The sequence below is a fragment of the Neobacillus sp. YIM B06451 genome (genome assembly GCF_032667185.1).
Taxonomy (GTDB): Bacteria; Bacillota; Bacilli; order Bacillales; family Cytobacillaceae; genus Bacillus_D.
Map to the genome: position 1 here is coordinate 46,339 of NZ_JAVFKJ010000018.1, position 20,867 is coordinate 67,205.

20 protein-coding genes are annotated in these 20,867 nt (G+C 46.1%); 4 read left to right on the top strand and 16 right to left on the bottom strand.

Features of this window, described 5'->3' with window-relative positions:
• The first annotated feature begins 1 nt into the window (after nt 1).
• Nucleotides 2-1,159, top strand: a complete 1,158-nt coding sequence (locus RB160_RS21300) for an amidohydrolase (RefSeq protein ID WP_316572461.1) — start codon at nt 2-4, stop codon at nt 1,157-1,159.
• A 5-nt stretch (nt 1,160-1,164) separates the two neighbouring features.
• A complete protein-coding gene (locus RB160_RS21305; protein ID WP_316572462.1) occupies nt 1,165-1,836 on the top strand; it encodes an AroM family protein in 672 nt (223 codons plus the stop codon).
• 48 nt (nt 1,837-1,884) lie between these two features.
• Here RB160_RS21305 and aspA read toward each other — a convergent pair whose 3' ends face one another.
• The 7 genes from aspA to RB160_RS21340 all read right to left on the bottom strand — a co-directional run bounded on the left by aspA (nt 1,885) and on the right by RB160_RS21340 (nt 11,976).
• Nucleotides 1,885-3,327 carry an aspartate ammonia-lyase gene (gene aspA / locus RB160_RS21310; RefSeq protein WP_316572463.1) on the bottom strand — a complete coding sequence of 481 codons (1,443 nt, stop codon included), beginning with the start codon at nt 3,325-3,327 and terminating at the stop codon, nt 1,885-1,887.
• Nucleotides 3,328-3,463: 136 nt separating this feature from the next.
• On the bottom strand, nt 3,464-6,337 hold the full coding sequence (locus tag RB160_RS21315) for an ATP-binding protein (RefSeq protein WP_316572464.1): 2,874 nt from the start codon (nt 6,335-6,337) through the stop codon (nt 3,464-3,466).
• Nucleotides 6,324-6,695: a response regulator transcription factor gene (locus RB160_RS21320; RefSeq protein WP_316572465.1), complete on the bottom strand. Its 372-nt coding sequence runs from the start codon at nt 6,693-6,695 to the stop codon at nt 6,324-6,326. Before RB160_RS21320 ends, RB160_RS21315 begins: the two co-directional genes overlap by 14 nt.
• A gap of 88 nt (nt 6,696-6,783) precedes the next feature.
• Complete coding sequence (locus tag RB160_RS21325; protein ID WP_316572466.1) at nt 6,784-7,926, bottom strand: hypothetical protein; 1,143 nt, start codon at nt 7,924-7,926, stop codon at nt 6,784-6,786.
• Entirely contained in the window at nt 7,923-9,335 is a 1,413-nt protein-coding gene (locus tag RB160_RS21330; RefSeq protein WP_316572467.1) for a glycosyltransferase family 2 protein, read from the bottom strand. Before RB160_RS21330 ends, RB160_RS21325 begins: the two co-directional genes overlap by 4 nt.
• Before the next feature lie 2 nt (nt 9,336-9,337).
• Nucleotides 9,338-10,372, bottom strand: a complete 1,035-nt coding sequence (locus RB160_RS21335) for a HEAT repeat domain-containing protein (RefSeq protein ID WP_316572468.1) — start codon at nt 10,370-10,372, stop codon at nt 9,338-9,340.
• Nucleotides 10,372-11,976 (bottom strand): GGDEF domain-containing response regulator, encoded by a 1,605-nt coding sequence (locus RB160_RS21340; RefSeq protein ID WP_316572469.1) that lies wholly within the window; start codon nt 11,974-11,976, stop codon nt 10,372-10,374. The genes RB160_RS21335 and RB160_RS21340 overlap by 1 nt, the downstream gene beginning before the upstream one ends.
• Nucleotides 11,977-12,207: 231 nt before the next feature.
• On the opposite strand from RB160_RS21340, the gene RB160_RS21345 reads away from it, so the two are divergent.
• Nucleotides 12,208-12,822, top strand: coding sequence for a DNA-3-methyladenine glycosylase (locus RB160_RS21345; protein ID WP_316572470.1), 615 nt, complete (start codon nt 12,208-12,210; stop codon nt 12,820-12,822).
• A 43-nt stretch (nt 12,823-12,865) separates the two neighbouring features.
• Here RB160_RS21345 and RB160_RS21350 read toward each other — a convergent pair whose 3' ends face one another.
• The 4 genes from RB160_RS21350 to RB160_RS21365 all read right to left on the bottom strand — a co-directional run bounded on the left by RB160_RS21350 (nt 12,866) and on the right by RB160_RS21365 (nt 15,192).
• On the bottom strand, nt 12,866-13,261 hold the full coding sequence (locus tag RB160_RS21350) for a cytidine deaminase (protein WP_316572471.1): 396 nt from the start codon (nt 13,259-13,261) through the stop codon (nt 12,866-12,868).
• Between the two features lie 20 nt (nt 13,262-13,281).
• Complete coding sequence (locus RB160_RS21355; protein ID WP_316572472.1) at nt 13,282-13,452, bottom strand: DUF1427 family protein; 171 nt, start codon at nt 13,450-13,452, stop codon at nt 13,282-13,284.
• Between the two features lie 25 nt (nt 13,453-13,477).
• Nucleotides 13,478-14,152 carry a deoxyribose-phosphate aldolase gene (gene deoC / locus RB160_RS21360; RefSeq protein WP_316572473.1) on the bottom strand — a complete coding sequence of 225 codons (675 nt, stop codon included), beginning with the start codon at nt 14,150-14,152 and terminating at the stop codon, nt 13,478-13,480.
• An 83-nt stretch (nt 14,153-14,235) separates the two neighbouring features.
• Nucleotides 14,236-15,192 carry a DNA-binding transcriptional repressor DeoR gene (locus RB160_RS21365; RefSeq protein ID WP_316572474.1) on the bottom strand — a complete coding sequence of 319 codons (957 nt, stop codon included), beginning with the start codon at nt 15,190-15,192 and terminating at the stop codon, nt 14,236-14,238.
• Nucleotides 15,193-15,405: 213 nt separating this feature from the next.
• Between RB160_RS21365 and RB160_RS21370 the strand changes: the two genes are divergently transcribed.
• The gene (locus RB160_RS21370; RefSeq protein ID WP_316572475.1) at nt 15,406-17,589 is read left to right on the top strand and encodes an MMPL family transporter; all 2,184 of its coding nucleotides are present in this window, start codon (nt 15,406-15,408) and stop codon (nt 17,587-17,589) included.
• 100 nt (nt 17,590-17,689) lie between these two features.
• Here RB160_RS21370 and RB160_RS21375 read toward each other — a convergent pair whose 3' ends face one another.
• The 5 genes from RB160_RS21375 to RB160_RS21395 form a co-directional block, all read right to left on the bottom strand.
• Nucleotides 17,690-18,031 (bottom strand): cupin domain-containing protein, encoded by a 342-nt coding sequence (locus RB160_RS21375; RefSeq protein ID WP_316572476.1) that lies wholly within the window; start codon nt 18,029-18,031, stop codon nt 17,690-17,692.
• A gap of 173 nt (nt 18,032-18,204) precedes the next feature.
• Nucleotides 18,205-18,756, bottom strand: a complete 552-nt coding sequence (locus RB160_RS21380) for a 2-oxoacid:ferredoxin oxidoreductase subunit gamma family protein (protein ID WP_316572477.1) — start codon at nt 18,754-18,756, stop codon at nt 18,205-18,207.
• Nucleotides 18,757-18,759: 3 nt separating this feature from the next.
• Nucleotides 18,760-19,503, bottom strand: coding sequence for a thiamine pyrophosphate-dependent enzyme (locus RB160_RS21385; RefSeq protein ID WP_316572478.1), 744 nt, complete (start codon nt 19,501-19,503; stop codon nt 18,760-18,762).
• Complete coding sequence (locus RB160_RS21390) at nt 19,500-20,564, bottom strand: 3-methyl-2-oxobutanoate dehydrogenase subunit VorB (RefSeq protein WP_316572479.1); 1,065 nt, start codon at nt 20,562-20,564, stop codon at nt 19,500-19,502. Before RB160_RS21390 ends, RB160_RS21385 begins: the two co-directional genes overlap by 4 nt.
• Before the next feature lie 71 nt (nt 20,565-20,635).
• Nucleotides 20,636-20,866 (bottom strand): 4Fe-4S dicluster domain-containing protein, encoded by a 231-nt coding sequence (locus RB160_RS21395; protein WP_316572480.1) that lies wholly within the window; start codon nt 20,864-20,866, stop codon nt 20,636-20,638.
• Nucleotide 20,867 lies beyond the last annotated feature (1 nt).

A 20,867-nucleotide genomic window follows, 5' to 3' on the forward strand; every position in this document is an offset into this window, starting at 1 on the left:
GATGCTTACTATATTTCGCGGTGCTAAAATTTATACAATGGATAAGGAAAATACAGTCTTCTCAAACGCCGATTTATGGGTAAAGGATGGGAAAATTATCAAGGCTGGAACAAACACTGACATACCTGTCGATGCGACGATTGAAGATGCATCCCGGTTGGTTATCACCCCAGGCTTGATCGACATCCATACCCATGTGGGCATCTGGGGTGAAATTGATGAGCATGTCAACGACGCATGTGAATACTCCGAGCCATTTACTCCGCTAATGGACGCCATCGATGGCATCAATATAAACCATTTTTCATTTCAACTCGCAAGGAAAGGCGGCGTAACGACCGTTCAAACCGGTACTGGGAGCGCCAATCCGATAGGCGGTGTTTGGAGCATTCTTAAAACAGGCGGTTCCTCACTTGAAGAAATGCTAATTGTTGAAAGAAGCGGATTAAAAGGCGCGCTCGGGGAAAATCCAAAAAATGTATTTGGGCAATCCTATAATAAAACCCCATATACGAGAATGGGCGTGGCGAAAATCATCCGAAATGGTTTTCAAAAAGCGATGGAGCTTTCTTCCGGGGAACGGGACTCACACATGGAAAGAAGGACTGACCTCAGTCCATTTATTGAAGTCTTGGAGGGAAAAATGCCGCTCCACCTTCATTGCCATCGTGCGGATGATATTGCAACTGCCATCCGGATTGCAAAGGAGTTTCAAATCTCTTTATCCCTGGAGCATTGTACAGAAGGCCATCTGATGCTGGATGCGATAAAGGATTGCGGCGCAAGCGTCACCCTCGGGCCATTCATGCTTCCTTCTACAAAGTATGAAACGAGAAATTCAACGCCAGCCGCTCCAAAAATGTTTCACGATGCGGGAATTCCCTTTGCCATCATGACTGACCATCCGTTTATTCCCATTCACTATTTAATTCTTTGCGCGGCGGAAGCGGTAAAATACGGACTTGATGAAATGGCGGCGTTGCAAAGCATAACCAGTGAGGCAGCACGGCTAGTGGGGATACAGGACCGTGTTGGTTCCATCGAAGCCGGCAAAGATGCCGACTTTGTCCTCTGGTCGCACCACCCATTTGACAGCCGCTCAACGGTTGTGGCCACCTATATCAACGGAACTAAAGCCTATGATGGTATGCAGAGGTGATTGGCATGCAAAAATCGGTCGGCGTCATTACAATTGGCCAAACACCAAGGGATGATATGATTGGGGATATCAGGAGGCATCTTCCTGCTGGAACGAGAATTGTGGAGAAGGGTGTCCTTGATGGAAAAACAGTTGAAGTTATTCGGGAACTTCAGCCGGAAAAAGGACACACAGTCCTCATTTCTCGCCTGCGGAGCGGAAATAGTGCCATAATGGCAAAGGAAAAGGTCCTTCCAATCATCCAAGAATTGATAGATGAACTTCATGGCGAAGGAGTTTCCCTTATCATTCTTGCATGTACCGGAAGATTCCCTTTATTTAAAAGTAACATCCCTATTATTTATCCAGACTTTCTACTCAATTATGCTGTTAAAGGATTGTTAAGGGAAGGCCCACTTGGGGTAATCGTTCCTCTAAGTGAACAGGGCGGAGAAATTACCGATAAATGGCGAGGAGCAGGCTTTCAGGCCCTCCCGGCAGCCTGCTCTCCCTATACATTTAGTGAACAAATTCTGATAGACGCAGTAAAACAACTGGACCAGCTTCCTACCATGGCAATTGTCCTTGATTGCATGGGCTATACTCAAGAAATGAGAACAATCGCCCAGGCCCATACCTCTAAACCGGTAATTTTGTCACGAAGCGTCATATACAGTCTCGCAGCAGAGCTTATTTAAAAAAACAAGAGGCATCTTCAGTTATCGAAGATGCCTCTTGTTTTTTGATTAAGCTTCAACCAATATTTTCTTTTTCAAAAGCTCTTTCCCCGCAATACCAGGGTCAGTCATTTCAAATGGATGGAGGATGGCGTCAAGCTCAGCCTCAGTCAAAACTTGTTTTTCAAGACAAAGATCACGGACCGACTTTCCTGTCTCAATGGCCTCTTTTGCAATTGCGGCAGCCACTTCGTAGCCCACATGCGGGTTAATTGCGGTAATGATGCCGACACTGTTATTGACGTAGTTCTCAAGCCTTTCACGATTGGCCTCAATTCCCTCAAGGCAATACTTACGGAATACATCAAAGACATTTGTCATAATCTTGATCGACTGCAAGAGATTAAATACAAGAACTGGTTCCATGACATTCAACTCGAATTGGCCAGCTTCCGAAGCAAGGCAAATGGTATGGTCATTGCCGATAACCTGGAATGCTACCTGGTTCAGTACTTCCGCCATGACCGGATTAACTTTGCCCGGCATGATGGACGATCCCGGCTGGCGCGGCGGGAGCGTGATTTCAGCAAGCCCCGCTCTTGGTCCGGAGGCCATCAATCTCAGGTCATTCGCAACCTTCGACATATTCATCATGCACACTTTAAGCGCGGCCGAAACTTCGAGATAGCAATCTGTATTTTGGGTTGCATCGACGAGATGTTCTGCCTTTACAAGCGGAAAACCGCTGTTATGGGCAAGGTAGCCGACAACTTTTTCGATATAGGCCGGATCAGCATTCAAACCGGTTCCGACAGCCGTCGCACCCATATTTACCTCGTACAGATGCATCCTTGAATTCCTGACTCTTTCAATGTCGCGCCAAAGTACTCTCGCATACGCCTGGAATTCCTGGCCAAGCCTGATTGGGACGGCGTCCTGCAAGTGCGTCCTGCCCATTTTAATAACATCGTCAAATTCCTTCGCTTTTTCAACAAACGCCCCGTTAAGCGACTCCATATTTTTCAAGAGCCCTTCAAGCGAAGAGAGCACTGCGATATGGATTGCAGTCGGAAACGCGTCATTTGTCGACTGCGCCATATTGACATGCGTATTTGGGCTAATGGATTGATAGCTGCCCTTTGGCTTTCCAAGCAGTTCAAGGGCCCTGTTGGCAATAACCTCGTTCGCATTCATGTTAACTGATGTACCCGCGCCACCCTGGATTGGGTCGACGATAAATTGTTCATGCCATTTTCCTTCTATTACTTCATCCGCGGCAGCTATGATTGCGTTGGCAATTTCGCGGTCAAGCTGGCCTGTGTCCCTGTTGGCCATGGCCGCCGACTTTTTGACAACTGCCATCGATTTAATAAGGCTTGAGTCAATGGTATAACCAGTAATCGGGAAATTTTCAACCGCACGCATCGTTTGAACCCCATAATAGGCTTCAATTGGAACTTCCTTTTCCCCAAGGAAGTCTTTTTCGATACGGTATTCTTTCTTCATGTCCATTTTTTCCGCCCCTTCTTAAGTCCCTTCCCATCGTAAATCTCTAAACACATCTATTATACCTTATATAAGGGGATAAAATCAGGAAGATTCCATGACAATTAGCCCCTTTTTACAGGGGCTGCTTGTGTTTCATTTTTTATTCATGATTGCCTTTGCCCGGTATGAAAATTTGGCCGGATTTTCCCAAATTTAAAAGGGTTTGCATTATGGTTTTTGACAGTTGGCTCGGTTTGTAAGGTTTCACAAGATATTCGTGGGCACCAAGGTTCAGCCCTCGTATTTTTTCATCCAGGGCACTGGAAATAATTATTGGAATGTTTTTGAGGTTGGCGCTCTGCTTCATCCTGTTCATTATTTCCCATCCGTCTAGCCCCCCTCCCTCTAAGACAATGTCGAGGACAAGAGCGTCTGGCGGCTGTTTCCCCATTACTTCAAGAGCGGTTGCTCCATTGGCAAAATAGGTGACTCGAAAGCCATTTTCTTTTAGTTCCTGGACAATAAGCTCACCAAGGCTGGAGTCATCTTCAATCACCATTACCCGGTAACCAGAACTATTGTCTTCCTCTGTGTCAGACTTCTCCCCTATTTTTGCCATATAGGCAGGGAATGTTACCGTAAAGGTAGAACCCATATTCGGAACGGAGCTGACTTTAATATCACCACGATGCGCTTTAACAATTTCCTGGACAATGGCAAGGCCAAGGCCTGTTCCTCCTATTTTTCGAAGGTCCGAATTGTCAACCCGATAAAACTTCGTGAATAGTTTGCCAATCGCTTCTTCAGATATCCCGATTCCAGGGTCTGTAAAATCAATATGGATATTGCTTTTGTCCCGATAAACCGAGACGTTGATGACACCGCCGTCGGGTGAATACTTAATGGCATTGCTAAGCAGGTTCCTAAAAACTTGCCCAAGCTTATCCTTGTCACCGAGAACGAGTGCCTCTTCTGGAGCATCTAAGTCGATTTCATGCTTTGCAGTCGTATCCTTGTAAATTTCAACAACATGATTAAGTACCTCAACTATATCGGCCGGCTTTTTGTCATAATCCATTTTCCCGGATTCCATTTTTTGCACGTCAAGGAAATCATTAATCAGGCTCGTCAGCCGCTTAGCCTCGCTCAAAATTGTAGCTGTGTACTTTTTTTGCCGATCGGGCTTCAGTTCCCGATTCAGCATGAGCTCACTAAAGCCAAGAATACTGGCGAGCGGCGTTCTTAATTCATGGCTTACAGTACTGACAAATTCTGATTTCATTTGGTCAACTTCGAATTCCTTTGTAATATCCCTATGGACAAAAACAGTTCCAAGCCTTTCGCCACCGTGGCAAACTGCCTCGCTGTATACCTTGATAACCTGGCCTGTATCCTTTTTTGTATACGTAAAGGTTTTTGACTCCCCATTTTCTTCGCCGGACAAGGCTTCATTTAAGTAGATAAGAAAATCATCGCTTTCTTCAATAAAGAAATCCAGCATGGTTGTCCATTGCTCTCGGTCCATTCCTTGCAGCTGTCTGTCCTCCTTACCAAACATTTCACAAAATTGGCCATTTACCTGGAGGATTATACCGGCTTTATCAACGAGCTGGACTCCTTCCTTTATTGAATCAAGAATACTTTGATTGAGCCTTCTTTCCCTTTCGGATAGTTCAAAAAGTGCTATTTTATCAATCGCTATTCCTATATTTTTAGATAATACACGCCAATCCTCATAATGCTCTTCGCTGAATGGCCGGCCCATTCGGGTGTAACACATGACCGCGTCTATTTCCTTTTCAGCAGAAAAGATTGGCAAATAAAGGTCCTGGCAATAAAAGCTTTCCTCGTGCAGGCCTTCCTCCTCTGGCCGCGTCCGCCTGCTGAGTAAAACAGCTCCTTTTTCAGCGGCAAGTCTGTCAAGCATCCCTTCCTTTAAATGCCTAATAAATTTTTTGCTTCCCTCAGGGGAAACTCCCTCGGCTGCATAGGAATAATCGGATACCAGCACAATAATCCCCTTATCTGCATTCAGGATTTTGCACATATTTGAAATAACGCTGCCAAGCACTTCTTTTTTGTTCATCGACCTGGACATCCTGTTTATCAATTCATTTCTGCTGCTAAGCTTTGCCTCATTTTTTCTTAATACGAGAAGCGTCTTTTCAAGCTCCTCCTGCTGGGCATGGAGCTCTTCCTTTTGGTCAATTAGCGTATTGTTCTGCTCAAGCAGATCCTTTTCCTTTTCCATTACTTTTTCGGTCATGACCCGGAAGGCGAGTGTAAGAACCCCGATCTCATCCTCCCTGTTTTCCGCCTTTGGCAAGAGGGCCGGTTTACCATCGGCAATGTCATTTGCGGCGGCGGAAAGCTCGGAAAGGGGCTTGCCAACCTGGTTTAGCATCAACCTTGTTATGGCTAGAACTGTAAGGAGGATTCCAACAATAAATAATATAAATGTAAACATCACATAAGTTTGCGTTCGTATCAGCTTGCTGTACCGGTCGTCCAACTCATCCTCGAGCCCGGTCAGATAATCGCTTAGGTAGATTTTAAAGTCCCTTACCCTCTTGGTAACTTCAGGATTTGCCTCTGCAAGCTCATGCCCCTGCGCCCCGTTTTCATATGCCGTAAATACAGGCGGAAGGACTACGCCAAAATAATAGTCAGAAAAATCCTTCACTTTTTGAAGGAATACTAAATCACTTTCTGATGAAGCCTTCAGGCCAAAATCATCTGAAAGCCTTCTAATTTCTTCTTCCATTGTAATTGTACTATCTCTCATATTTTTATTGCCGAAAGCCAGATAGCCCCTTGCATCAAAGAATCCCTGGTTGTAAGCTTCAGTGATGTTCTGGGCTGCCATTGTCTTTTTCTTGAGGGCGGTTCTTTCCTCTGTGTAGGAACTGCTCAGTACATTAAGGATGGAAAGCAGAATGCCAGTGCCAACGAGGAAAAAGACAAGGAACGCGCCCATCATAACGCCAAATCTTCTCGAAAGGCTTTTGTTCACATAATCCCTAATTTTCCCCATTCAGTATCTCCTCGACCTTTCCCAAAAGCTGCGCAGGGCTGAAGGGCTTCGAAATAAAGTAATCTGCCCCTGCAGCAAGTACCTTATCCTGCTCATACTGCTGGCTTTTCGCGGAAAGCATTACAATTTTTGTCCCTTCGCTCCTTGCCTTTTCCCGGATCATTTCGATAATTTCAAAACCAGTATACACTGGCATCATATAATCAAGCATGATCAAATCATAGGTGTTTTGTTTTATAAGGTCGAGCGCTTCCTTGCCATCAGCGGCTTCATCGATTTCAAAACCGCTATCCTCGAGCGTATCCATTACCAGCATCCGTAAAATCTCTTCATCTTCCGCCAACAAAATCCTTTTCATCGCGAGTCCCCTTCCGTGCCTGTTTGTAAATATTTTTCATGATGAATCAGGAATCTTTGTCGTAGTTAAATCTGAACTTTCGCCAATTTCAACCGCCAATTTCAACCTCATCCAGCTTTATATCTGCATGAAGCCCATGTTTAAAAAGTTTTTTCATCATTGGAACATATCCCTCCCAATAAAATGAATCCTGTGTTCCAAAATGCTCCTTCCATTCCGTTAATCCTTTGGTTTGATAAATGGATGGAACTTCACCCTCATCTGCAAAATCACCTGCGAAATAATAAGAGGTAAATTGGATATTTACATGGGAAACGACTGCCGGGAACACGGAAGGAATACCGAACCCTTCCAACCGCTCCCTTGCCTCTGCCTTTAAGGGAAGACTGAAAGACGCGAGAACTTCCGAACTGTCCCTTGCTTCAACAATATCGAACCAGTATTGATACGTTGCCTCGAGCTTACGCCCAAACCTTTTTTCGCCTGCTGTTGTAAAAGTGAAATCCACGCCATTTCCAGTCAACTCCTTTTCAGAAGCAACCACTACTTGGCCTTCCTTGTTCACAAACACGAATCCAGGACCGGTCCAGCCCCCTGGCTTCCCTCTATACTGTTCTTTTGCCCAAGCTGGCACCTCCTCGCTTGCAAGGTCAGGGAAATAACGTCCAATCCAGCCAGTCCAGTCGGCGTTGAGGAGGTTAGACATCCTTGAACGAACTTCGTCAGTTGCAGGGCTGCCAAATGTATTAAATTCAGCAATAAATGTTATTCCTTCGCTTGTACGAAGCGCTTTCTCAATTTTATCGATTTCTTCAGGCTGGAGTCCACCATATAACAACCTGGAACGTTTGCCATGCTGTTTTTTCCCAAGAAACTCTTCCTCATATACGCCATATTGATCTGCAAGATAGATTACATTGTATCTCTTTAAATTTTCGGGCAAGCCTATGGTGCTGAACTTTCCATTATCGCCTGGTTTAAAACCGATGTAGTTGGTTTTGGCTGAGTATGGTTTTCCTTCGTCCGTCCTGTATTTTTCATTATTCAATACCCAGACGAGTCCGTTATGTTCCCTATAAGATTTGTCAGGAACAGTTTTATCGATAATTAACACATTCAGTTCCTTCGCCGCTTTCAACTGCCAGAGCCAAAAAGGGGCAGTCAGTACAGCCAGAAACACGGATGTGATGAGAATGACATAAAGGCGGGGGGTATTTTTCAATCGCATCATTGGGAAACACCTTTTCTTTTCATTTCTCCCCAGCTCTTATCCCTTTTGATTAATTTCCATATCCCTTCGCACCGCCATAGAACGGTAAGAGGCCTGTACCAAATCGTCTCGGTCAAAGAGTACAAAAAGAGTTTCACAATATGTCTTACCTGAGGATATTTTGTTAAAGTCCATTCTTCCAGCAGGACAGCCGCCATGGAAATGACCGAGCCATAAAGTAGTAGTAGCAGGGACAAAAGAATCCCAAATTCAAGATAGGTTCCACCTAAAAACAGACACAGGAGTAAAAAGATATATCCAGCAAGTTCAATGATTGGCCCAAGGAACTCGACAAACCAGAAATAAGGGAAGGCTATGAAACCAATCGAGCCGTATTTCGGGTTGAAGGTTAGTCCCCGGTGGGTCCAAAGACTTTCAAACAACCCGCGGTGCCACCTGCTGCGCTGCCGGCGGAGAGTGGTCATGTCTTCCGGCACTTCCGTCCAGCAAACGGGATCTGGGACATAAACAACCTTTTTCTTTAATCCCTTTTCTTTAATGAGCCGGTGCATCCTGACCACCAGTTCCATATCTTCCCCGACCGTATCTGTCTTGTATCCTCCTGCTTCCATGACCCAGCGTTTGGAGAAAACTCCAAACGCTCCGGAAATGATCAGCAGAAGATTGTGTCGGCTTAGCCCAATCCTTCCCATTAAAAACGCGCGTAAATATTCAATAATTTGCATAATAACAAGTGGATGGCTTGATATTCCGATTTTTAAGATATGCCCATCCCTAATTTCACAGCCGTTCGCAATTCGGACGCTTCCCCCTGAAGCAATGACTTCTTCATCTGAATCAATGATAGGCTTCATAACCTTTAGGAAAGCATCGTGTTCAAGGACCGAATCACCATCCAGGGAGCAAACATAAGGGTAGTTGGAAAAATTAAGTCCGGCATTCAGGGCATCCGCTTTCCCCCCATTTTCCTTGTCGATCATATAAAGGTTTGGGAGAAGCGAAGATTGATAGGTTTTCCTGATCGGTTTTGAATCGAGCTGTTTACGGATGACTTTGCTGATTTCCTTCATTTCATAATGATCAATCATTTTTTTTAGTGTCTGGTCCTTTGAACCATCGTTTACAACAATGACTTCAAAAAGAGGGTAATTCAAGGTCAGGAGTGACCGGACGCTTTGGACGACCCCCGCCTCCTCGTTATATGCCGGGACAATGATTGATACCGGCTTTGTATAAATTTCATTTGTATACTCCATGTATGCCTGATCCCTGTCAAGCTGCGATTCTTTTCGGAGCTGCACAATTGAGATAATTAGGATTATCCAATAAAAAATTATGGACCCGCACATATAAATAGCAATAAACCAACCAAAAAAAGCAACTATATCGAGCCACTCAAGATTCGGCATCGTTAAACTCCTTTATGGATCCATTCGATTGCCATATCCCTGGCAAACTGATCCGTTGTTGTATCAACAATTCCCTTCAGGATTGCACTTCCGCCTGGAAATTTAGCAAGCGCCTGCCCTGCCTGGGAACGGACCCACCACGTACGGTCATGCATAAGCTCTATGAGGCTGGCAATTCCTTTTTCATCTCTCATCGACCCTATGATTCTCGCGGTAAGCATCCTTTCTTCCCAGCGTGTAGAGTATGCGAGAGGAAGGTAATCGTCAAGATTGTTCACGTATCCAATCGAGGCGATTGCCTTCAGCGCCCGCAATCTTGATTCCCCGCTGTACGATTGGAAAATAGATTCGAGGAAAGGCAAGTATCGGATGTCTTTTTTAACGCCTATTACATCCAGGACTGCATGCTGCAGCTCCACCCTTGCCTGGTGGAAGCCAAGCGTGAATTGGTCGAAATGTCCATCCTCGAGCCTGATTAAGATATTGCGGCATTCAAATTCCGATAGGAAAGAAAATTTCCTGTTCAAGTATTCATAAAGGTTAATGAACTGGAAGTTGGCAAGAATACGCAAAATGTGGATTAGTTCATCCCGTGATGTCCTTTTCTGCACGAGCATCGAAAACAGGTCCTTCAGGAGCGTGCCCATCTTGAAGTTCTCTATATAATAGAGGGCATTCATCCTTGAACTCCATTTACGGCTTTTCAGCCTGCCGCGATAATAATCGGTAAGGTGGAGTACAGCCAAATCCGACAGGTTCTTCCGCTCTTCACCAGCTTCAAGGATTTCCGCGTATTTCGCGAGAAGCTCCTCCACGGCTTTCTTCTCGACGCCGCTCCTTGGAACAAGCTTTCTCGAGATGGTTCCTTCGGTTATATATTCAAAAAGATAAGGATTGTATTTTTCCTTATATTCATTTACCTGTTCCCGTTTCTTTTTCGCCACTATCTTCCTGATGGCGAGATAGAGAAGAAGCAGGAAAAGGGTGCCAATTAACAGTGACGTCAAAATTGAAAGTGCATACAGTTCAGTTGCCATCAATTCGGCCTCTGGATCAAAACTTTAATCCGCGCTTCAAGCTCTGTTAAGCTGAAGGGCTTCGTCACATAATCATCGGCGCCAAGCTTCAGCGCCCTGGCAATATCGTATTCGTTCTTACGCCCGGTCAGCATAAGCACTTTCACGGGCGTTCCCAACACTTCCTTCCTTACCTTCTGAAGGACTTCTAGCCCATCCATTACCGGCATGACTCCATCAAGAATCAGGAAGTGATCTCCATCAACCTGAAGGCGGTTTGAATCGAAAAACGCCTTGCCGTTGCCAAAGGCTTCAATATCAGTTTGAAAACCGGGAACTTCCATTCTCTTAATAATTTTTGAAAGCATAGTCCTTATAATCGCATCATCATCTATTACAGAGATATGGAGAGGCTTTTTATAAGGCTCTCCGCTGCTTCCCTCGGCAGCGACCACCTGTGACCTGCCATTTCCTTTTGCGATATAAAGCGAACGGTCCGCGCTGCCAATTGCTTCCTCCAACGTTGTCGACTCATTACTTATCGGAAAAACCCCCGCTGAAAAGGAAACCGAAAAAGATTTGCCGTTTTCCATAAACACAAGGTTCCGGATTTCATCAAGCAGCCTGTTCAGGATGGCCTCCGCTTCCTTAATCCCCGTTCCAGGCAGGATAATGGCGAATTCCTCCCCACCCAGGCGGAATGAACTGTCGGTTCCCCTTGTTCTTTCCTTGATGTGGGAGGCAATCGAGGCCAACACACGGTCTCCTGTTAGATGCCCAAATTCATCATTAATTTCCTTGAAGTGGTCGATATCCAGCACGGCAAAGCAAAATTCTTTTTTTGTCCTTGAAAGGGCCGCGATATTCCTTTTAAAAATATCATGAAGGAATCTTCGATTATAAAGTCCTGTCAATTCATCCAGAAGGGCGGTTTGGTCAAACAGTTCCTTCCTCTTTAACAGGCGGCCAGCCCTGGCGATTAGTTCTTCAATTTCAAAAGGGATTTCGATAAAATCATCCGCCCCCTGATTGTAGGCTTCCACCCTTTCCTTCCAGCCTCCGGCGCTGCCAATTACTAGTTTAGGAATAAAGGAATTGGCATGGTGCTTTTCAAGGTCATCCAGCATGCTGACCCCAAGCCTTTCCCTGGTGTCCAGGATGATGAGGTCCGGCTTGAAGTCATATTTGCTTCTAAGCGTTTTTTCTGGAGCGGTATATGGCATGACAATCCAGCCATTTTCCTCAAGAGCTTCTTTGACGAGCACGATCCCAGAAATATCCTCGCTAATGATTTGGATTACCGGCAAATGCGCGGCAATATCATCGTTTTTCTGGCGTGAATCATTCTCAAATTCATATGTAAGACTGATTAGTCCGTTTAAAAATATCTTCAAATTTTCTTGTTTCCATTGCCTGGCGCCGTCCTCATTTATTTGCGCCATCAGGTTTTCCGCCAAATCAGTAAAAGCTAAAAGCCCGACCGTTCCCGCTGTGCCTTTAATCGAGTGGAGGAACCGGAAAAGGTCTGCGTCATTTGGCATGCTTGCTCCCTGAACATCAAACCAGTCCGATAATTGATTCTTAATTTTATCAAGCAACATTTTTTCGAATTTTTTCAATTCCATTTAATCAACTCCAAATGTTTCGTTTGGGGAGTTTTCCCGAACAATGTCAGTTTTAGTAGTGTAGTCCTTTTCTAGTTTAGTAGTTGCACAGCTTGGAAACAACAGAACAAAGCAGGAAATTCACGGAAGAAAAAAACATTATTGTGTACTTTCGTACTATTTCCCCTTATTTCCGGGTTAAAATCCTCCATGGAGGGGAAGCGTTTTAAAAAAGCCAAATTGGAGGTTTTCATGGACATTAATCACAATGGAAAAGACTGTTCCGTTTTGGTTCCCCTTAACCGGGAATTTTTTGAACAGCCTACACTTACCCTCGCCCGTTCCCTGCTGGGATGCATTTTGGCAAAGGAAACGGCGAAAGGGCTTGCCGCAGGATATATCGTCGAAACAGAAGCGTATATTGGCCCTGGCGATCGGGCGGCGCATAGTTACCTGAACAGGCGGACAAAACGGACAGAAGTGATGTTCGGGGAATCAGGAAGGGCCTATACGTATGTTATGCATACCCATTGCCTTGTTAATGTTGTAAGCGGTGGCGAGGGCAACCCAGAGGCGGTGCTGATCAGGGCTGTCGAGCCTGTATGCGGGGAGGCGCTCATGCATGAACGAAGGGGTGTGGACCAAACCATTAAACTGACAAGTGGTCCAGGGAAGCTGACGAAAGCACTTGGCATCACAATGGAGGACTATGGAAGAAAATTAACGGAACCACCGCTTTTCATTGCAAGAGGAATTGTCCCAGACTCCATTTCAACAGGAACTAGGATTGGAATCGGTAATTCCGGGGAAGCAAAGGACTATCTATGGCGGTTCTGGATAACGGAAAATCCGTATGTTTCGAAATAGATGGAATGCAAAAAGCCGGCAGGCGCCGGCTTTTGCATAATGTTTATTCAAGGTCTTTCGGAAGGAATGCTCCTGGCAAAATATCCTCCGAGCGGACACGTAAAACTTCGCCTTTTAGATTGGTGAGGATAATATCGACTTCTGGCCCAAGCAGCTCCGCGATTACTTGGCGGCAGGCGCCGCATGGAGAGCATGGCCTGTCTGTATCAGCTACAACGGCAATTGCTTTAAACTCGGTAACCCCTTCGGAAACCGCTTTGAAAATAGCAGTTCGTTCAGCGCAATTGGCCATGGAGTAGGCGGCATTTTCAATATTGCAGCCCCGGAATACCTGGCCATCTTTAGACAATAGAGCCGCTCCTACCGCGAATTTGGAATAGGGGATATATGCAAACTCCCTTGCTTTAATCGCTTCCTGGATTAACTCCTTTTCATTCATCCTGTCCACTCCCCGTATGTTTAGCTTTGAAAAAACCTTTGTAACCAATCAAAAACGACTCCGCCGAAATAAACACCGAAGACTCCAACTACAGCTGAAAATACTGGCGGTGCAGGCAAAGGCAGCTTGAGGAATTTAAACAGAAGCCCAACGAGCATGCCTCCTGCCAGCGCCATTAAAATTTCTTTCATTGCATTACCTCTTTATGGCTAAATTTTAATAGGAACTGTCGGAAGTTTCACCTTTTACAATCGCGACACCAGAGCTTGCGCCAATTCTCGTAGCTCCTGCATCAACCATCTTAAGGGCGTCTTCCCTGCTCCGGATGCCCCCGGATGCCTTGACGCCGATTTCAGGCCCAACCGCGGTGCGCATTAACCGGATATCTGCTTCCGATGCGCCACCCGTCGAAAAGCCCGTGGAAGTTTTAACAAAATCAGCACCTGCTTTTACTGCGAGCTCGCATGCCTTTTCTTTTTCTTCATCCGTCAGCAATGCTGTTTCAATGATAACTTTTGTTAGCGCCTTTCCTTTAGCCGCTTCAACAACAGCGCGGATATCGCGCTCGACTAAATCAACATCGCCATCTTTCAAGGCACCAATGTTGATGACCATATCGACTTCGGAAGCTCCATTCTCAATCGCATTCTTTGTTTCAAAAGCCTTTGTTTCAGGGGTGTTGGCGCCAAGAGGGAAGCCGATTACCGTGCAAACCTTGACTTCCGGCGTATCTGCTAGTACCTCGGCGGCTGTTTTTACCCATGTCGGGTTTACGCATACCGAAGCGAATTTATATTCCCTTGCTTCCTCGGCTAGCTTAATGATTTCCGCTTTTGTTGCATTTGCTTTCAATAATGTATGGTCAATCATGCCTGCAATTTGTTTAGACATAGCAATTCCTCCTTTTGTTCAATTTTAACTATACCAAATTTGACGAACATTTGTAAAAATAATTATGAACAAATGTAAAATAATTATCTTGTATTTTCCCCAATTTTTTCAAGAAGGAATTGCGCCGTAAAGTGGTCGGTTACGAGGATATTTGCATAGCGCCCCTTTAATGCCCCATAAATCCCTTCAATTTTGTTTTGTCCGCCAGCCACAAGGATGGAGTGATCCTTTCTTTTCAACTCATCAAGGTCAATGCCAAGGGTCCGGCCATTCAGGCTTTCATTGCAAATCTTCCCGTCACTGTCAAAAAATCTCGAGCAAATATCCCCGACAGCCTTCCCATAAAGGGAATCCAAATCGCTCTGCGAAAAATACCCAAGCTGAAAAAGGAGCGATTCCTCCCTGACCGGACCAACTGTAAACATCGCGATGTTCGCCTGTTTGCCGAGGTCCAGGATTCTTTTGATGTGCCTGTCCGCCTCCATTGCCTGTTTCACGACTGGATGGTCAACAATTGCCGGAAGTGGCAGATAGTGTGGAGCGGTATTGAACGCTTTGCCAAACAGGTAGAGAATTTCGGATGCGTATGTGTTCGTTTCCGAATGGCTGACTCCTCCCTTCAACTGCACAACTTTTACTTTGTTTACCGCTTTTTGCTTCAATTCAACCGCCGCATGGTAAATGGTCGTTCCCCATGTAACCCCAATAATATCGCCATCCACAACTATCTCATTGAGAAAGGCCGCCGCCGCTTCTCCTAGAAATGTTTTGATGATTGCACCTTCATACTGTGGAATGGAAACAACAATAGCCTTTTTCAGGCCGAAATTCCTTTCCAGTGCTTCTGCAAGGCTCTCCACATTTTCCATCGGGTCCTTGATCGTTATTTGGACGATTCCTTTCGATTTTGCAGCCTGTAGAAGCCTTGAAACTGTCGGCCTGGAAACCCCAAGTACTTTTGCGATATCATGTTGATTGTAATCAAGCAAATAATAAAGCTTTGCCGCCTCTATTATTTTGGACAATTTGTCTTTTTCCACACACATCACCTGCATCCTGTATCATGGCTTAATTTTACCAAAAAAATAATCAAATGACAGCGGGGTGCAATTTACATGTTTACGTTTGCAGTGGGACATGTTGGCCTTGGCGGGATTCTTTACGATTTTCGTAAAAATGGAGGGAACCTATCTCTTTCCATTTGAAAGTATGGCAAAATGCAAGTAACGGGAGAGAGAAATGGAGGTAAGGCTGTGGGACGGCTCGGTAGATTAACGCACAAATATAAATATTCGGTGCTTGCGGTCTGGGTGGCGGCAATAGTGTTTTTCGCCATTTTTGCGTTCAAGCTGCCATCGGTTTTAAGCGGCAACGGTTTTGAATACGATGGCGAATATAAACAAACAAGGAACATTCTTGAAAAGGATTTTGGCCAGCCCGAATCGACCATTATTCTCCTTTTTGAAAAAAAGCATGAAGTACCAAATGAAAAGTGGCATTCCTATATTGAGGATACCTTTACTAGGCTTGAAAAATATAAACCGGCTTCAGGCCTAATATCCCCTTTTGAAACGGAAGGCATGGTAAAAGGAAATTATGCTTATGGTGTAATAACTTTCGACAGGGATGCCGGAAGCCTTGCGGATGAAATCCGTGAGCTTGAGCCATTCTTGGAAAATCAAAAGGGATTAAGTGTCAAAATGACCGGCGAACCGATCATTGTAAAGGATCTCAATGAGGCAAGCCAAAAGGATTTGGCCCGCGCTGAAATGATCGGCCTGCCAATCGCCCTCGTTATTCTCGTCCTTGCTTTTGGCGGCCTGGTCGCCGCATCGGTCCCATTAATAATTGGCATCGTTTCAATTTTGATGACGATGGGAATCGTGTATTTCTTTAGCCATACAACAAATTTGTCCATTTTCATCTTAAATATTGTTCCGATGATTGGCCTCGCACTGAGCATTGACTTCGCCCTGTTAATTATTAACCGTTATAAGGAGGAGCTTGAAACCAAATCGGTTTCGGAAAGCATTGAGGTGACTGTCGCGACCGCGGGCAGGTCGATTGTATTTTCAGCGCTTTGCGTATTTATCGGCCTTTCGGCATTGCTATTCATCCAGATTGATATTTTCCAAAACGTCGCCTTGGGCGGAATGATTGTCGTCTTTGTTTCGGCACTATGCGCTATCACATTCCTACCAGCCTTTCTTTCGATTCTTGGCCTAAGGATTAACAAATTTACCGTAATTAAGTCACGAGGCGACCGAAAAAGCGGCTGGCATAAGTTTGCGAAGACGGTCATGAAGCATCCGGTCTTGATGATGCTTGCATCCCTCCTGATACTGTTGGTGGGGCTAATTCCTGTTAAGGATATGGAATTGACGATCCCCGGAACGAATTCGCTGCCGAAAAACTACGAATCGCGCGCTGCGTATGAGACATTCCGAAAAGAGTTCCAGCCTGAAGGAAAGCGGGATTACCAAACAGTCACAGTTGTCCTTGAATCTGAGGGAAGCATGGCGGAAAAAAAGAATCTCCACGCGGCAAGTAATGCCATCGCAAAAATCATGGACAGTAAGCTTGTTGATTCAGTAGAAACGCTCTTTACTGCTGCGGGGGTATCGAACGGCAAAGAGTATGCCGGAGCGAAAGTGCTGTTAGGGGCTGATCCGGGCCGGCTTGCCCAGCTCCAACAGTTGGAAGAACACTTTCTTAAAGGCGACAAAATGCTCGTAAAAGTATATTTAAAAACCGGCGAGCACTCGGATAAGGCCCGGGAATGGGTACGGGATTGGGCCGAAAAGGATTATGGGATAAAGGCTTATTTTGGCGGCAGCATTAAGTTTGAACAGGAAAATTTTGATGAAATATACGAGAAGGCGCCGTACGGGTTAATTCTGATCATTGTTTCTACCTTCATTATCCTGATGGCGGCGTTCAGGTCAGTGCTCATTCCGATAAAAGCAATCATCATGAATATGCTGAGCCTAGGGGCAACCTTCGGGATAGTCGTCTATATTTTCCAGGAGGGCCATTTTGGGGCGGACCCGGCTGATATTGCCCTGATTTTGCCGGTGTTTGTATTCTCACTCGTTTTTGGCCTATCAATGGACTATGAGGTTTTCCTCATTTCCCGTATCCAGGAATACTATATGGAAACAGGCGACAACAGCAAGGCGACTATCCTCGGGCTTACGACTACAAGCAAAATCATCACTTCAGCCGCCGCAATCATGATTGTCGTAACCGGCGCTTTTGCTTTCACTGGAGTCATGCCCGTTAAACAGCTTGGCGTCGGGATTGCGATTGCAATCTTTATCGACGCCACTCTCATCCGGATGGTATTGGTTCCATCGCTTATGAAACTGCTTGGCGACTGGAATTGGTGGTTCTTTGGAAAAAGCAGGAAGAAGAAGCACATAGGCGGAAAGGCGTAATGAGCCTACGATAAAAATTGGCGGTCCGCTTTCCGGGCCGCCTTTGTCGTTTATAAGATTTGGATGCCAGGTCCAACTACAAGTCCAGGCAGTTTCCATATTATATATCTTTCGCATACTCCGGCGACGGAACTTTGGTCAGAACTACATAAAGGCTGACAGGCTCGCTGCCACTGTTATTAAAAGCAAGTATTTCTTCCCCGCTGCAATGGACCACATCATTTGCGGTAACCTGAAGTTCATTGCCATCGACCGTGAATGTTCCAGAACCGCAAACAACGAGCAGGAACACTTCCGTTCCAGGATGCTTATGGGATGGAAGCTGTTGCCCAGGAGCAAAGTTCAGGACAAAAGCGGTGCTTTCGCCTTTTTTAAGCATAACCCTTTTCGTAAATTTTTCGTCGCTATATTCCATGAATTCCCATAGTGAATGTTTTTCCACTTTAAAACGCCTCCTAAAAGTTTTGTCCTTCTGCTTTTAGTATAATTGAAAATCGTTTTCAATTAAGTGAGGTGAATCACGCTACATAGAAAACTATTCACAAACACAAAGCTGTTCGGGCACTCCATTAGAAAAGCCGGAGCCCGTATCTCTACGGTTCCGGCTTTCTCTAATTATTTAATTGAAGATTCCTGAACCATGGCGGCGCCCTTCGCCAATGCGAGCCTGTTCAGTTCGATCAAATGGTGTTTATCGGCAGACAACACCTTTTTCAATGATTCAATGAGCGAATTATACGAAAGAATTCCCGTCGCTTCAATAAATGCTCCAAGCAACACCATATTGGCTACCCTGCCATTCCCCAGGCCATTGGCTATGCTAGTCGCATCAATTTCAATTGATCGAATGTCGGTACGGGCCGATTTGGCTGAGACAAGCGAGCTATTCGTTATTAGAACCCCGCCCGGCCTTACCATAGGCTCAAACTTTTCAAACGAGGGATTGTTTAGGACGATCGCCGCGGACGGTGAACTGACTAATGGCGACCCAACCGGCTCGTCACTGATGACGACAGCGCAGTTCGCAGTTCCTCCACGTTGCTCCGGCCCATAGGATGGCAGCCAGGAAACATTTTTCCCTTCATGCAGGCCGGAATGGGCAAGCAATTGGCCCATCGACATGATTCCCTGCCCGCCAAAACCGGCAATGAGGATTTCTTCAAGCATTGTCTAGTTCCCTCCTTTGTAAATGCCAAGGGGGTAAACTGGAACCATGCTATCCCTCACCCAATCGAGCGATTCATGCGGGTCAAGGCCCCAGTTGGTCGGGCACGTCGACAGGACTTCCACCATCGAGAAACCAAGCCCTTTCTTCTGCGTTTCAAAAGCGCGCCGGATTGCCTTTTTTGCTTTGATTATATTAGGGACATCATGGGAGGATACCCTTTCGATATAAGTAGCTCCGTCTAATGTCGCAATCATTTCACTCACCCTTATAGGCGACCCTTGAAGGCGCTGGTCACGTCCGAACGGGCTTGTAGCCGTTTTCTGGCCAATCAAGGTTGTCGGCGCCATTTGCCCTCCTGTCATGCCATAAATCGCATTGTTGACAAAAATAACGGTGATATTCTCTCCGCGGGCAGCTGCGTGGATGACTTCGCTTATTCCAATCGATGCAAGGTCGCCATCCCCCTGGTACGTGAAAACAAAACGGTCGGGCAGGACCCTCTTGATTCCGGTAGCGACTGCCGGTGCCCGCCCGTGCGCCGCCTGCGTCATGTCACAATTGAAATATTCATAGGAAAGGACAGAACAGCCGACGGAGGCAACCCCCACCGTATCTTCAAGAATCCCCATTTCCTCAAGCACTTCCCCGACAAGCCTGTGAATGATTCCGTGGGTACAGCCCGGGCAGTAATGGGTCGGGTTTTCAGTCAGCCCGGTTGTTTTTTCAAAAACAGTCTTCATGCTCATACGGCGACCCTCCCCGCCAGCTCGGCGATTTTGGCAAAAATCTCTTCCTGGGTTGGCACAACTCCGCCGGTCCGCCCGTAAAACTCCACAGGGGCGCGGCCTTCCACCGCAAGGCGGACATCCTCCACCATTTGCCCCGCGCTCATTTCGATAGACACGTAAGCTTTTACGTTGTCCCTTGTTTCATGAAATGGCTGGACCGGGAATGGCCATAAGGAGATCGGGCGGATCAGCCCAACCTTGATTCCTTGCCTGCGAGCTTGGTTAATCGCATTCATGGCAATCCGAGCGACTGTTCCAAAGGCAGCAACAATAAATTCGGCGTCCTCAGTTAAATATGTCTCGTATCGGACTTCATTTTCCTTGATTTCTGCAAACTTTTTTTGGAGTTTTATATTGCGTGCCTCAAGGGCATCGGCATCGAGGTCAAGCGACGAAATGACCCTCCGTTCCCCATCCCCGCGGGTTCCGGTCGTTGCCCACTCCTTGGATACCCCAGTCCGTTCCCTAAGCGTGTCAAATTCAACCGGCTCCATCATCTGTCCAAGCATCCCGTCGCCCAATACTATCACCGGGGTCCGGTACCGTTCTGCCATATCGAATGCATCCTGTGTCAAATCGACGATTTCCTGGAGGCTTGATGGCGCAAGGACCGGAGTGTAATAATCGCCATGCCCGCCTCCCTTCGTTACCTGGAAATAGTCGGATTGGGCAGGCTGGATATTCCCTAATCCCGGGCCTCCCCGGACAACGTTCACGACAACCGCGGGAAGCTCCGCCCCAACGAGATAGGAAATCCCCTCCTGTTTAAGGCTGAATCCCGGGCTTGAAGACGAAGTCATTACCCTGACTCCGGTACATGCGGCGCCATATACCATATTGATTGCCGCAACTTCGCTTTCAGCCTGCAGGAACACGCCGCCTACCTCGGGCAGCCGCCTTGCCATATAGGCAACAAGCTCGCTTTGTGGGGTAATCGGGTAGCCGAAGAAATACTTGCACCCGGCATGGACCGCTGCTTCCGCAATAACTTCATTGCCTTTCATCAGTACTTTTGCCATAATTGTTTCCCCTTTCCTGACAGAATGGAAATGGCCGTTCTTCAATTCATCCGATTTTCCGAGTGGCCATTCTACACGGTTTGTTTCTTCTTTTCGGGACGGTAGACGGTTATAACCCCATCCGGACAAATCTGGCCGCATTTCGCACAGCTTATACACTTTTCCTGATCTGTAACTGTTGCGGGACGATAGCCTTTTCCATTTAGATAATCTGCCAGGAAGATGATTGATACCGGGCAAACCTGTACACAAAGGCCGCAGGATTTACAATACGCTTCGCTAAAAACAACTCTTCGCTCCATC

Coding starts and splice junctions, on each gene's coding strand:
- RB160_RS21325 (WP_316572466.1), bottom strand. CDS start 7,926: ATGATGCGATTGAAAAATACCCCCCGCCTTTATGTCATTCTCATCACA.
- RB160_RS21395 (WP_316572480.1), bottom strand. CDS start 20,866: ATGGAGCGAAGAGTTGTTTTTAGCGAAGCGTATTGTAAATCCTGCGGC.
- aspA (WP_316572463.1), bottom strand. CDS start 3,327: ATGGACATGAAGAAAGAATACCGTATCGAAAAAGACTTCCTTGGGGAA.
- RB160_RS21305 (WP_316572462.1), top strand. CDS start 1,165: ATGCAAAAATCGGTCGGCGTCATTACAATTGGCCAAACACCAAGGGAT.
- RB160_RS21340 (WP_316572469.1), bottom strand. CDS start 11,976: ATGGAATTGAAAAAATTCGAAAAAATGTTGCTTGATAAAATTAAGAAT.
- RB160_RS21350 (WP_316572471.1), bottom strand. CDS start 13,261: ATGAATGAAAAGGAGTTAATCCAGGAAGCGATTAAAGCAAGGGAGTTT.
- RB160_RS21385 (WP_316572478.1), bottom strand. CDS start 19,503: ATGAGCATGAAGACTGTTTTTGAAAAAACAACCGGGCTGACTGAAAAC.
- RB160_RS21320 (WP_316572465.1), bottom strand. CDS start 6,695: ATGAAAAGGATTTTGTTGGCGGAAGATGAAGAGATTTTACGGATGCTG.
- RB160_RS21330 (WP_316572467.1), bottom strand. CDS start 9,335: ATGCCGAATCTTGAGTGGCTCGATATAGTTGCTTTTTTTGGTTGGTTT.
- RB160_RS21315 (WP_316572464.1), bottom strand. CDS start 6,337: ATGGGGAAAATTAGGGATTATGTGAACAAAAGCCTTTCGAGAAGATTT.
- deoC (WP_316572473.1), bottom strand. CDS start 14,152: ATGTCTAAACAAATTGCAGGCATGATTGACCATACATTATTGAAAGCA.
- RB160_RS21390 (WP_316572479.1), bottom strand. CDS start 20,564: ATGGCAAAAGTACTGATGAAAGGCAATGAAGTTATTGCGGAAGCAGCG.
- RB160_RS21380 (WP_316572477.1), bottom strand. CDS start 18,756: ATGCTTGAAGAAATCCTCATTGCCGGTTTTGGCGGGCAGGGAATCATG.
- RB160_RS21335 (WP_316572468.1), bottom strand. CDS start 10,372: ATGGCAACTGAACTGTATGCACTTTCAATTTTGACGTCACTGTTAATT.
- RB160_RS21355 (WP_316572472.1), bottom strand. CDS start 13,452: ATGAAAGAAATTTTAATGGCGCTGGCAGGAGGCATGCTCGTTGGGCTT.
- RB160_RS21345 (WP_316572470.1), top strand. CDS start 12,208: ATGGACATTAATCACAATGGAAAAGACTGTTCCGTTTTGGTTCCCCTT.
- RB160_RS21300 (WP_316572461.1), top strand. CDS start 2: ATGCTTACTATATTTCGCGGTGCTAAAATTTATACAATGGATAAGGAA.